The sequence below is a fragment of the Flavobacterium sp. SM15 genome (genome assembly GCF_022012335.1).
In the GTDB taxonomy this organism is placed as follows: Bacteria; Bacteroidota; Bacteroidia; order Flavobacteriales; family Flavobacteriaceae; genus Flavobacterium.
Window position 1 is genome coordinate 28979 of record NZ_JAKLTO010000007.1, and the last position, 12426, is coordinate 41404.

Genomic DNA, 12426 nt, shown 5'->3' on the forward strand with positions numbered 1-12426 from the left:
AATGTTAAAAAGCGGGTGTCAAAGGTACGAAATTTTGGAATATTTTCAATCACTTATGATTAATTTATTGTTAAGTTATGAGTAATTTATGAACACTAACCCTCTGAAAACCTATACAGTAGACCAAGCCAAACAAAAACTGGAATACTATTGCAGCTACCAGGAGCGCTGTCATGCCGAGGTGGAAGAGAAATTGCGCTCCATGAAAATGATTCCGCAAGCGATCGACATCATTATTGTTCACCTGATTGAAAATAATTTTTTAAACGAAGAACGCTTTGCCTTAAGTTTTGCCCGCGGAAAACACAACATTAAAAAATGGGGAAAAGTCCGAATTATCAACGAGTTGAAATTCAGAAACATTTCCAAATACAATATCGACAAGGCACTTAAAGAAATTTCCACAACAGAGTACCACACAACCTTTCATGAATTGGCCGAAAAACAGTGGGAAAGCATCACCGAGAAAAACCTTCCGAAAAAGAAAAAAAAATTTTGCGATTTTTTACTACGTAAGGGCTATGAAAGCAATTTGGTATTTGAAAAACTGAACGAATTGTCGGCTTAAATCTTTTATAAAAACTCAGGCATTATCCAATTTCAAAGGTTGCAACACTAAACACAATCCTTAAAAAATAATCGCAAACAAAAATTGTGATCAATTTAAATTAAAAAATAAAAGTTCACAAAACTGTGATCGAAAAAAATTTTAAAAGAAAATGATTACAATTTTGTGATCAAAAAACAATATGATATAAAAAAAATCACATTTTTGATGAAAAATAATTTTCAAAAAAATGTCAAAAGTAAATAAACAAAAAGATTTGCAGAGGATTTAGGAAAGTCCAATCAAAACACTCACCGCGTTACCGCCAAAACCTACGGCGTTCACCAACACTTTTCTAATGGAAGTGCGTTCTGTTTGTTTTTCGGCAAAAGGCACCGGAACAAATTGTTGGTGCTGCAACATCATTACTGCCAGTTCTACACTCAAAATTCCGGAAGACCCGAAGGTATGCCCGATTTTCCATTTGTTGGTGGTTAGCATTGGTAGATTGGTTCCAAACACTTTTTCAATCGCCTGAATTTCCGAGGAATCTCCTTTAACCGTTCCCGGTGCGTGCATTACAACAGCATCCACTTGGTCTAAAGAAACATTTTCAAGAGCCATTTTCATCGATTGCTGAAAGCATACCGCATCGGTAGAAATGGAAATTCCGTGTTCTAAAATATCGGTTGCATACCCAACACCTTGTATGTACCCCAAGGCTTTCTCCGTAGTCCCATTTTCCATGCAAAGCATTCCGGCCCCTTCTCCTAAAACCATGGTATTTTTAGTTTTCTCCCTATCAAAAGCTCGACACGGAAATTCCGAAACTTCCGAAGAATAAATCTTAAGCGCCTGCATTTGCGCAAGGGTAAACGGGGTTAAAGACGCTTCGCTTCCCCCTACCAAAAATTTATCGGCCATTCCCGAGCGCAGCCATGCCACACCGTTTAAAAGTGCATGTAAAGCAGTGGAGCAAGTAATCGAATGGGAAATTTCAGGACCCCGCGCCTTCAAATCATGCGCAATCCAGGAGGAAATATTCCCCATAGTGGTGGTTGGCGAGGCTAAAGTTGAAGCTCTTCCGGTAGTGATGAACTCCTGATGGTAATTCTCAAAAAGTTCGGTCGCCCCCCGTGAAGAACCAATGTTGATACCAAAGACGTCGTTTTCATTCCATCCGGCTTGTTTTACCGCTTCACGAGAAGCAAGCATTGCATACAAAACGGAATTGTCCAACGCTTTATATTTGTGATCCGATAAGCGCAAAACCTTTACTTCTTCTAAAAGAGTTTCGGATAAAGCGGCTACGTTTACTTTTTGCTTTCCGATTGTTTTTTCCGCTATCAAAGTGGTTGGTTTCAGGTATTCTGCCCAAATGGCTTCGGGTTGGTTTCCCAAGGGTGAAAAAGATGATAAGGCGGTAATAGCAATCGGTTTCAAATTCAAAATTTTTGCAAAGTTAGCATTCTATTAATGCTTCTTCTATAGTTTGGTAGATTTTTTCCAGTTGTGCATCGGTAATCACATACGGAGGCAAAACATAAACAATATTTCCCACCGGACGCAGGATAATTCCTTTATCAATAAAAAAGTTGTACAATCTATTGCGGAAACTCCCGTAATAACTCTGCGCACCGTCGGTTTTAATTTCCAAAGCAAAGATTACTCCCAAAACTCGAGTTGTTGCAACCCGGGAATGATTCTTAATCTTATTTTCAAATCTAAGATGATTCTCGTGAATCCGCTGAATATTTTGCTGCATTACTTCAGTAGTTAAGAGCTCCATACTGGCCAAAGCCGCTGCACAACCAGTTGGATTGGCAGTAAACGTATGCCCGTGAAACAAGGCTTTATTCACATCCTGATCATAAAAACCATCGAACAACTCTTGTGTAAAAGTGGTAATTGCCATTGGAATCGTCCCTCCAGTGAGCGCTTTGGACAAACACATCATATCAGGTTGTTCACTCAAATAATCGCAGGCAAAGGTTTTTCCGGTTTTTCCGAAGCCGGTCATCACTTCATCAGCTATAGTAAAGACATTATGTTTTTTGCAGAGCGCGATCAGTTTATCCAACTCGGAAGCATCATACATTACCATTCCCGCCGCACCTTGCACTAACGGTTCGAAAATAAATCCGGCAAACTCATTGGTTTTTAAAAGCGTTTCCAATGCTTCGTAACTTGCTAATTCATTGCCTTTACTTGGAACGGGAATTCGAACCACTTCCAATAATGATCCTTTAAACGCTTCGGTAAAAAAAGAAATCCCGCTGGCAGCCATCGCTGCAAACGTATCGCCGTGAAAGGCATTTTCAAACGCGATTATCTTTGTGCGTCGTTCTCCTTTGTTATAAAAATACTGAAGCGCCACTTTAATCGCGATTTCCACCGCCGTAGAACCGTTATCGGAATAGAACAGTTTTTTTTGATTGGACGGAAGCAGCTGCGTCAGTTTTTCAGCGACCAAAACGGCAGGTTCGTGTGTAAAACCTCCGAACAACACATGTTCTAAAGTAGTAAGTTGTTTGTAAATCGCATCAGCAATAAACTTGTTGGAATGCCCGTACGGGTTGACCCACCACGAAGCAATCGCATCGATGTATTCTTTCCCGTTTTCATCCCATAACAACGCACCTTCCCCTTTGGTAATGGCAATATGTGGTGCAGCAGTCTTGTGTTGGGTATACGGATGCCAGTTGTGTTGTATATCTCTTTCGGAAAGGTTCATTTCAATTATGAGTTATGAATTATGAGTTAGTACAACTCAACAAGTGTTGTCCTGAATTTATCGGCATAATAACAGATTACATTTTGATCGAAGTAGGGCTCGTTTTCGATGCATCCGAGCATTTTTAGTCCGGTTTTTTTCAGGATGATTTCTTCTGAAGCCGCATTTTCGTCTCCATTGAAGATAATTCCGGCTAGGTTTAACTTTCTATTCTGCAAGGCTTCAATGGTTAAAAGCGTATGGTTAATGCTTCCCAGATAATGACGGGACACCACCACTACTTTATAATCCGGCTGAATCAAATCGATCACACAATCAGTTTCATTTAACGGGACAAAAACACCGCCGGCACCTTCCACCACCAAATGGTTTTTGGTTTTCGGTTCTATAATTTTTTTTAGGTCGATCGTTAGGCCATCCAATTCGGCTGCCAAATGCGGACTTGCAGGTGTTTGCAACGCATAAGCATTCTCAAAAATCTTTGTTTTAGAATTGGAAAGGTAGTTTTGGATTTTATGGGAATCGGAATTGTGCAAATCACCTGCCTGCACTGGTTTCCAGTAATCGGCTTGCAAAGCTTCCGTGATGATGGCCGAGGCGATGGTTTTACCCACGTCGGTTCCTATTCCGGTGATAAAAAGTTTCATGATTGGTCAAATTCAAAGTTACAGGTTTCACATTTGTACTTGTGTTTGGCGTAGAAAGGCAACAGCAGCAGCAACAGCGAAAATAAAAAACTGAATAAGGATTTTATATCTCTTACCGTCGTGAAATAATCAACCTTTGCACTTCCGCATTTGGGACATTCTATGGCGCTTCCATTATCGTCTAACGAATATTTGCTGATGCTTTCTAAGATTTCAACCGCATTTGTCTGATCTTCCTGTTTCACAAAAAGCTTAACTCCTCCAATGGCATTGCTCACCATGGGATCGGTATCAATGGTCAGGTTATCCCGTAAAAAAACCTCCACACCTTCAGACTCCAACTTTCCCTTGACAATTAAGGCTTCCGAGGTAAATTGAAACGTCGCTAGTTTAACAAACTGATCGGTACTCATCTTTTTTTTGCAAACTTACTGCCTAAAAAACAAACGACAACCTTTTTTACTGAAAAAACCCATCGGTAAGGATGGGTTTCTTTTTACTATTCTTTTAATTCATCGATGACTTTGCGGATGTCTTTGGCGTATTTTCCGTAGAAATGATTCACCCACCATTCGGTCGCAAAGGCAATGGATGCGGTCATCGCGACAAAAACCCCTATCAGCACCCAAATAAAAGTAGTTCCGGATTTTGTATTGAGAAAAACCGTCAATTGTTCCATACTGTAATCGTTCATGAAAATCATGCCCACAAAAACCAAGGCAAAAGGCACCAGCGAATAACTGAACGACTTGTAAAGTTCCATATTCAACCGAATATCATAATACGTCTCGTATAAATTGTCTTTCGTAGTCGCACTGGCTTTGTTTAGGCGTTTGAAAAACAAATACAGTTTTACCAAAAAGTAAGCACAAATGACCACAAAAAGGGTGTAAAGTGCGTAAAAACCGGTTTTCATTAGCATTGAAAAATGAAACTGAAAAGGAAGCAGCCCCATAAAAACGATGGCCAGAATCTGGTAAATGAATTCGTTTTTAAGATTTTTTCGAATCTTGTCCAGCGGCGTGTTGGCCGATTGTAATTTTTCAAGATTGCTGGGAAGTTTGACCTCGTTATTCTGGTCGTTATTCCATGCAGATTGTATATCGTTAAAGTCCATAACCTTGTTGTTTTATAATTTCTTTTAATTTTTCTTTCGCGCGATTGAGTTTTACCCTGGCATTCCCTTCCGAGATCCCCAAGTTATCCCCGATTTCCTTGTGGGAAAAGCCTTCGAGCTGGTAGAAGATGATCGCCTTGTCGATTTTGTCCAGCTTTTGCACCGCACGATAAAAATGCTCGATCTGGCTTTCTTTGATGTGGGCATCACTTTCTTCTTCCTTGATGTTCTCCGAGGCGATTTCGTACTTATCCACCTTTCGTTTTTCTTTTTTCAGAAAGACAATCGAAGTATTGATCGCCACGCGGTACATCCAGGTCGAAAACTGACTTTCTCCTTTAAAAGTATCGTAGGCTTTCCAGAGCTGACAGACAATCTCCTGAAACAGATCGTCCTGATCGTCCCGATTGTCCATGTACATCTTGGAAACCTTGTGCAGGATCCCTTTGTGGGCCTCAATCCGGTTTAAAAATTCTTTTTCTTTTGATTCCAAAATGCTTGTTTAGTTCATTACAGGTTTTACAGTATAACCGGCATTTTTCAGAAGCTGAAGCACGCCTTGCTCACCCGGTAAATGTGCTGCTCCTACGGCAAAGAAAACACTTTCTTTTTTCATTAAGTCGGGCATTTTCTTCGCCCAATTATTGTTACGAATGTCTAACATGTATTTTTTGTCTTCCGCATCCATGTATTTAGGGCTAATGGTCAATTGATAAAGTTTGTAAATTTGCTCTGAAGTATACACCGGAATCAAGGCTTTGAAATACTCCGAACCGTACAGCTTGATCTGATCAATCATCTCATGATCTGAGTAGGCTTTCCCAAGAAAATCCAATTGCTCGCTGAGTTTTTCCAAGCCAATGGTTTCCATCTTTCTATCGGTTGCCATTTTCATAAACTCCATTTCGTACATTTTTGGAGGACAATTTAACGATTTGAACATTACCACACTCATAATGGTCGTTAAGGTATAATTTTCAAACGTTTTGGCGTCTTTCCCTAGTTTTTCCTTTAAAAAAGCATCGAGTTTTTGATAATCTTCCGGATTTAAAGTCTTGCTAAGCGGCTCTTTGCCCATTGCAGATTGTTGCATCAGGTTCAGTTCGGCAGGATCGTCCATATCAATTTCCAAAGCCAATTTGTCCGTTTTTGCAAAAGCTTTTAAGGTCTTATCGGTCATTTTAAAGTCGGATTCGCACATCATGTGTACCGTTCCGTAAAGATACGACGACTTAGAAAGCCCATTCCCTGAGATTTCCCAAAGCAAGCTATTTTCTGAAGTTTTTGTTTGAGCGTTTGCAGTTCCTCCAATTACAGAGGCTAAAAGTAAAAGCGAAGATTGAATTAGTTTTTTCATTTTTTTGATTTTAAAGATTGATGATGATTTTGATTTTTTCCGCTGCGCTCCAAACAATTCGGCTGTGCTTCGGGTGATGATATTGATGATTTTTATTGATTGATGATTGAAACGTCCTTTTATTTAGTTCTCATTTGCTGCATTGCCATCATACTTTTGCCAAAAACAACAGCTGAAATAATCAGTACTGCTGCAGAAACATCTTTCCCAAACACTAAATAGCTTACAAGAGAATAGCTTAATAAAAAGGAAGACAATAGAACTAATAAAATAGTGGCACTCGCTTTTACGTTGTTTGTATTGATTACTGTTTTCATAATGATTTTGTTTTTTTGGTTTACCACACGTAAGTAACCCAAAACACAAAACGTTACAAAAATTCTTAAACTTTTTTACAAAAGCCCGTAAATACTAGCTAAAACAGCCGAAATTTCTTCTTTGGAATTATAACTGTGCAAACAAAAACGAAGGCGTTCCTGCCCTTGAGGCACTGTGGGAGAAAGTATCGCTTTTACATCAAAGCCTTTTGCCTGAAGCTGTTGTGCCATCGCTTTTACTTTTTCGTTTCCGGGAACAATGGCTGAATGGATGGCCGATTTGCTGTATACAAACATCGGTTGCAAACCCAAGCGGTTTTTTTCCTGATTGAAGTGAACCACATTTTCCCTAAGCGCACGTACTTTATCTGCAGACAACAACCCGTAAGCCGCTAAGATTGTAGCTAAGGAATGAGGAGAAAGCCCGGTTGTATAAATAAAACTACGCGAAAAATTGACCAGATAACTTTTCAGTTCAGAGCTTCCCAAAACGGCGGCTCCGTGACAACCCAAGCCTTTTCCAAAGGTCATGATGCGGGCAAAAACCTTATTGTGAAGTTGCATACTTTGCGTTAATCCTTCGCCATTTTCCCCAAAGACTCCTAAAGCATGAGCTTCGTCTATAACCAGGTAAGCCTTGTATTTTTCGGTAAGAGCCGTCAATTCTTCCAGGTTCGGAGAATCGCCATCCATGGAAAAAACGCTCTCCGTTACTACATAAATTTCTGCAGCCTCATCTTTAAACCGCAAAAGCAACCGCTGTAAATCTTCAAAATCATTGTGTTGAAACTTGTAGTTTTTCGCGTTAGACAATTGCATCCCATCGCGAATGGAGGCATGGATGAGTTCGTCGTACAGAATGACATCGCCCCGCTGCGGAACCGAACTAAAAAAGCCCACATTGGCATCGTAACCGGAATTGAAAACCAGTGCGCTTTCCGCATGGTGAAACTCGGCTATGAATACTTCCGCTTCCTTGTATAAAGAGTGATTTCCCGACAACAACCTTGATCCGGTCGCACCATTGATTTTTAGATTTCTTTCGATTAGTAAATCATGCGTTGCTTCAAACAATTCTGCCGAGCGGGCAAACCCCAAATAATCATTGGAAGAAAAATCGATTAAAGCAGTCGACTCCGGAAGTTTTCGCAAAGAATGCGCCTCGCTGCGCTGTTCCAATTTTTGGGATAATGCCTTGGGAAATCGTTTCATAACCCAAAGATAATCATCTTTTTGTTTTTTGGCTTGCAGAAACTATGACTGATGTGGTTGTCTTTTATAAATCTTGAAAATTTTAAAAGTGAAGCAATAAAAAAGACCGCTCTTTTGAACGGCCTTTTCTTAAATTATAACTTAAAGCAATTATTGTTTTATCACTTTTAAAGTTTGATTTTTTCCTTGTCCTACTTGGATAAAATAAATCCCTTTGGCAAGGTGATTAATATTTACAGTAGTTTCCTCTCCGTTTAATGCACCTCTTACCACTGGTCTTCCGAATTGGTCAAAAACTGCATAAGCCTTATTCTCTGCAAAGTTTTTGGTTTGAATTCTGATCATATCAGACGCCGGATTTGGGTAAACCGCTATACCGTTTGCAAAAACAAGATCATTAACCCCCATCGTGGGCTGATAGGTATAGGTTACTCTTTGTTGATTTTCCCAGATGCTTGAGTTTTCGTTCCAGGTTTGTGAAATCTGCTGTTCAAGATATCCGTTGGCATTGTTTGTCATATTATATTGAGAGCTACTTTTCCATGCACTTAAAGCCTCATCCCAACCCTGAAACAAATAATGGATCAAGTGATTGTTACCGTCGTAAGTATTGATTTGTTTTGATGAATTTTTCCAATCAGTACCAACCCAATCTTCCGTAACTTTTGACTGAATGTTATTAGCGCCATCGTAATTAAAGGTTACTCTTTTGGAATTGATCCAAGTAGTGGTTTGTTCGTCCCAATTTTGATCAATGTAGAAATTAATTGTCCCGTCAGGATTATTGGTATAGTTATATTGAAATAAATTTTCCCAGGAATTAGCAGAGCTATTCCAAAGTTGAAACAAATAGTTAACCAAATAATTGTTCGCATCATAAGTCTGTACGGTACGTGATGCATTTGCCCAGTTGTTACCACCCAGATTATTTTCCACAATGATTTCAGTGATTGACCCTTGTGGATTGTAGCTATAGACAGCTCTATTAGCATCCAGCCAAACCGAATTAGCTTCATCCCAATTTTGAGAAATATAAGAACTTAAAGTTCCATTTGGATTGTTAGTATGATTGTATTGAACTAAATTTTTCCAATTACTGGAAGGGGTATCCCAAATTTGGTATTGGTAATTGATCATGTAATTATTGGCATCGTAAGCATAAGTGGTTTTTCCCATATTTTGCCAATTGTTGTTGGTCCAGCTTTCAATGAGCTGCGTCTGAAAATTTTGCCCGAAAGAGTTTAGTCCGATCACCAAACTGGTCATCAACATAACTTTTGAAAGGGATTTACCTGATGCTTTTAATACTTTACGTAGTTCTTTTTTCATATATAATTCACTAATGTTTACTTATTTATCCCTCACAAATTGACAAACCTTACAGTAATGCTTCTTTTGTGAACCTTTAAAATTCACGAGCTAAATTAATACAAAAATTCTTATTCTTTAAAGAAAGACTTGGAACAACTTTTTTAAAACCACAAAAAGGACTGTTTATCAAACACTTAGAGGTTCATGCCTCGTTATTTTTAAATACAAGCTGTAAAATTTTATTGTTTTTCATATTTTTATTATTGTTTTTCGATAATTTTTATACATTTGCTGAAACCAATAATAAAATAATCATGAGAAAATTAAATTTATTAAAAAGCTTTATTTCCATCTTCTTTCTTTTACAATGCATCGGTATAATGGCCGTGCTTATTTTTGCAGTTGTAATTTTATGTCAAAAGGGAGATTTAGACTTCCCTATTAATATTAACGGAAATAAAGTGGAAATTATAGATTTTCCGACTAAAATAGCTATTATTTTTGTTTGCTTTGGATATGCAGCCTTTGTTTATGGCATCTATCTTTTTAAACAAATCTTAGAATTATTTGCCTTAAGAATTATTTTTGACGACCGTATTATTAACAATTTTAATAAGATTGGTAAGGCGTTTGTAGTTGCGACGGTATTAACCCAAATTCCAATTTTCATTTTAAAAATTAATGGTCAAAAAAGGGATGCTGATTTCAATTTTACTTCAGGAGGATTTGATTCTTTTTTATTCACTACCGGTTTGGCCCTGTTTTTTATGGTGCTAAGCGAAGTATTCAAAATAGCCAAAAACATGAAAGAAGAAAACGAATTAACTGTATAACTATGCCTATTATAGTAAATCTAGATGTGATGCTGGCTAAGCGCAAGATGCGCTCCAACGAATTGGCGGAACAAATCGGCATCACTACCGCAAATTTATCCATTTTAAAGACCGGAAAAGCAAAAGCGATCCGGTTTTCCACCTTAGAGTCCATTTGTGAAATTTTGGAATGCCAGCCAGGCGATATTATGGAATATGTGAAGGAAGAGCAATAAATACAGTTCCCAATTTAGAAGCGAACCAATCAAATAATTAAACCGGTCAAACCATATAAGACATATTCGTTTTTCTGAGACTCATTATTTATCACGAAAAAACAAAAAAGCCCAGCATAAATGCTGGGCTTTTCTTTATATCCAATTGTCTTAGTCGGCTAAAACAATTATCTTATTGTCGTTCATTTCGATCGTTCCCGAAGTGATAGGCAACCAATACGTTTGTTCGTTAAGTTTATTGAATTTGTCTGCAAATTCTTTAGCAATCTTAATGTTTGAACCCACGATTTTCACGTTACCTTTTGTTAACAACGACACTATGGGCGCGTGGTTGTTCAACATCTGGAACTCACCATTTACTCCTGGAACCGCTACTGAAGTAACTTCTCCTTTAAATAAAGTGGCTTCCGGTGATACAATTTCTACAATCATTTTATACTTGCTTTATACTTTAAGCTTTAGGCTTTAAGCAATTAAAATTATGCTTCTGCTAACATTTTTTGTCCAGCTTCGATCACATCTTCGATGGTACCTTTCAAGTTGAACGCTGCCTCAGGTAAGTGGTCTAACTCACCGTCGATAATCATGTTAAATCCTTTGATAGTATCTTTGATATCAACCAATACTCCCGGGATACCTGTAAACTGCTCTGCAACGTGGAACGGCTGAGACAAGAAACGTTGTACACGACGAGCTCTTGATACCGATAATTTGTCTTCTTCTGACAACTCTTCCATACCTAAGATCGCGATGATATCCTGTAATTGTTTGTATTTCTGTAGAATTTCTTTTACTCTTTGTGCTGTATTGTAGTGCTCATCACCTAAAATTTGAGGTGTTAAGATACGAGAAGTAGAATCTAGTGGATCTACCGCTGGATAAATACCTAACTCGGCAATTTTACGAGACAATACCGTTGTAGCATCCAAGTGCGCGAAGGTTGTAGCCGGCGCTGGATCCGTTAAGTCATCCGCAGGTACATAAACCGCCTGTACTGAAGTAATGGAACCTGTTTTTGTTGATGTAATACGCTCTTGCATCACACCCATCTCCGTTGCTAACGTTGGTTGGTAACCTACCGCAGAAGGCATACGTCCTAATAACGCAGACACCTCAGAACCCGCCTGTGTAAAACGGAAGATGTTGTCTACGAAGAAAAGTACGTCTTTACCTTGACCTTCACCAGCTCCATCACGGAAATATTCTGCAATAGAAAGACCTGATAAAGCTACACGAGCACGAGCACCAGGTGGCTCATTCATCTGACCGAATACGAAAGTAGCTTTAGACTCTCTCATTCCCGGTTTGTCTACTTTGGATAAATCCCATCCACCGTTTTCCATTGAATGCATGAAATCATCACCATACTTGATAATTCCAGACTCCAACATCTCACGAAGTAAGTCATTTCCTTCACGTGTTCTTTCCCCTACTCCTGCGAATACTGAAAGACCTCCGTGACCTTTTGCAATATTGTTGATCAACTCCTGAATAAGTACCGTTTTACCTACTCCAGCACCACCGAACAATCCAATTTTACCTCCTTTTGCGTAAGGCTCGATCAAATCGATTACTTTGATACCTGTAAACAAAACTTCTGACGACGTTGATAAATCTTCAAATTTTGGCGCCGATCTGTGAATTGGCAAACCGTTCTCACCGTCTTTTGGCAAATCGCCAAGACCGTCAATAGCATCACCGATTACATTGAAAAGACGTCCGTAAATATCTTTACCAATCGGCATTTGGATTGGTGTACCCAATGCTACTACCTCGTGACCTCTAGACAAACCGTCTGTAGAGTCCATGGAGATTGTACGAACAGTATCTTCACCAATGTGAGACTGTACCTCAAGTACCAATTTTGAACCATCATTTTTTGTAATTTCCAAAGAATCATAAATCTTAGGAAGCTCGGCGTTTTGTGTGTTGAAAACCACGTCAACAACAGGTCCGATAATTTGTGCAACTTTACCTGTAACTTTAGACATTGCTTATGTATTTATTAAACAGCTATTTACGTTTTATGAAAAAACCTCTTTTTTCAGAGCGCAAAGATAGTTTTTTATCGCTTAATAATCCAACTTAATTTTTGAATTTTTTGCAATAAAAAAGCGGACTGTTAAAATCCGCTTT

15 protein-coding genes are annotated in these 12426 nt (G+C 38.7%); 3 read left to right on the forward strand and 12 right to left on the reverse strand.

The window, feature by feature from the left end:
* Positions 1 to 88: 88 nt before the first annotated feature.
* Positions 89 to 568 (forward strand): regulatory protein RecX, encoded by a 480-nt coding sequence (locus LZZ90_RS11745; protein ID WP_237790892.1) that lies wholly within the window; start codon positions 89 to 91, stop codon positions 566 to 568.
* Positions 569 to 835: 267 nt separating this feature from the next.
* Here LZZ90_RS11745 and LZZ90_RS11750 read toward each other — a convergent pair whose 3' ends face one another.
* The 10 genes from LZZ90_RS11750 to LZZ90_RS11795 form a co-directional block, all read right to left on the reverse strand.
* Positions 836 to 1996, reverse strand: a complete 1161-nt coding sequence (locus tag LZZ90_RS11750) for a beta-ketoacyl synthase N-terminal-like domain-containing protein (protein WP_237790893.1) — start codon at positions 1994 to 1996, stop codon at positions 836 to 838.
* A gap of 13 nt (positions 1997 to 2009) precedes the next feature.
* Positions 2010 to 3281: an adenosylmethionine--8-amino-7-oxononanoate transaminase gene (gene bioA, locus LZZ90_RS11755; protein WP_237790894.1), complete on the reverse strand. Its 1272-nt coding sequence runs from the start codon at positions 3279 to 3281 to the stop codon at positions 2010 to 2012.
* Positions 3282 to 3307: 26 nt separating this feature from the next.
* Positions 3308 to 3928: a dethiobiotin synthase gene (gene bioD / locus LZZ90_RS11760; protein ID WP_237790895.1), complete on the reverse strand. Its 621-nt coding sequence runs from the start codon at positions 3926 to 3928 to the stop codon at positions 3308 to 3310.
* Positions 3925 to 4341, reverse strand: coding sequence for a DUF2007 domain-containing protein (locus LZZ90_RS11765; RefSeq protein WP_237790896.1), 417 nt, complete (start codon positions 4339 to 4341; stop codon positions 3925 to 3927). Before LZZ90_RS11765 ends, bioD begins: the two co-directional genes overlap by 4 nt.
* An 86-nt stretch (positions 4342 to 4427) precedes the next feature.
* Positions 4428 to 5045 carry a hypothetical protein gene (locus tag LZZ90_RS11770; protein ID WP_237790897.1) on the reverse strand — a complete coding sequence of 206 codons (618 nt, stop codon included), beginning with the start codon at positions 5043 to 5045 and terminating at the stop codon, positions 4428 to 4430.
* Entirely contained in the window at positions 5035 to 5538 is a 504-nt protein-coding gene (locus tag LZZ90_RS11775) for an RNA polymerase sigma factor (RefSeq protein ID WP_237790898.1), read from the reverse strand. Before LZZ90_RS11775 ends, LZZ90_RS11770 begins: the two co-directional genes overlap by 11 nt.
* A gap of 9 nt (positions 5539 to 5547) precedes the next feature.
* Positions 5548 to 6402, reverse strand: a complete 855-nt coding sequence (locus tag LZZ90_RS11780; protein ID WP_237790899.1) for a TraB/GumN family protein — start codon at positions 6400 to 6402, stop codon at positions 5548 to 5550.
* Positions 6403 to 6521: 119 nt separating this feature from the next.
* A complete protein-coding gene (locus LZZ90_RS11785) occupies positions 6522 to 6719 on the reverse strand; it encodes a hypothetical protein (RefSeq protein WP_237790900.1) in 198 nt (65 codons plus the stop codon).
* A gap of 75 nt (positions 6720 to 6794) precedes the next feature.
* Complete coding sequence (locus tag LZZ90_RS11790; protein WP_237790901.1) at positions 6795 to 7931, reverse strand: 8-amino-7-oxononanoate synthase; 1137 nt, start codon at positions 7929 to 7931, stop codon at positions 6795 to 6797.
* Between the two features lie 150 nt (positions 7932 to 8081).
* Positions 8082 to 9260 carry a T9SS type A sorting domain-containing protein gene (locus LZZ90_RS11795; protein WP_237790902.1) on the reverse strand — a complete coding sequence of 393 codons (1179 nt, stop codon included), beginning with the start codon at positions 9258 to 9260 and terminating at the stop codon, positions 8082 to 8084.
* A gap of 296 nt (positions 9261 to 9556) precedes the next feature.
* On the opposite strand from LZZ90_RS11795, the gene LZZ90_RS11800 reads away from it, so the two are divergent.
* Both LZZ90_RS11800 and LZZ90_RS11805 read left to right on the forward strand, forming a co-directional pair.
* The gene (locus tag LZZ90_RS11800) at positions 9557 to 10075 is read left to right on the forward strand and encodes a DUF2975 domain-containing protein (RefSeq protein ID WP_237790903.1); all 519 of its coding nucleotides are present in this window, start codon (positions 9557 to 9559) and stop codon (positions 10073 to 10075) included.
* A 2-nt stretch (positions 10076 to 10077) separates the two neighbouring features.
* Entirely contained in the window at positions 10078 to 10290 is a 213-nt protein-coding gene (locus LZZ90_RS11805) for a helix-turn-helix transcriptional regulator (RefSeq protein ID WP_237790904.1), read from the forward strand.
* Positions 10291 to 10440: 150 nt separating this feature from the next.
* Here LZZ90_RS11805 and LZZ90_RS11810 read toward each other — a convergent pair whose 3' ends face one another.
* The gene (locus LZZ90_RS11810) at positions 10441 to 10722 is read right to left on the reverse strand and encodes a F0F1 ATP synthase subunit epsilon (protein WP_237790905.1); all 282 of its coding nucleotides are present in this window, start codon (positions 10720 to 10722) and stop codon (positions 10441 to 10443) included.
* 47 nt (positions 10723 to 10769) lie between these two features.
* Positions 10770 to 12281 (reverse strand): F0F1 ATP synthase subunit beta, encoded by a 1512-nt coding sequence (gene atpD, locus LZZ90_RS11815; RefSeq protein ID WP_237790906.1) that lies wholly within the window; start codon positions 12279 to 12281, stop codon positions 10770 to 10772.
* Positions 12282 to 12426 lie beyond the last annotated feature (145 nt).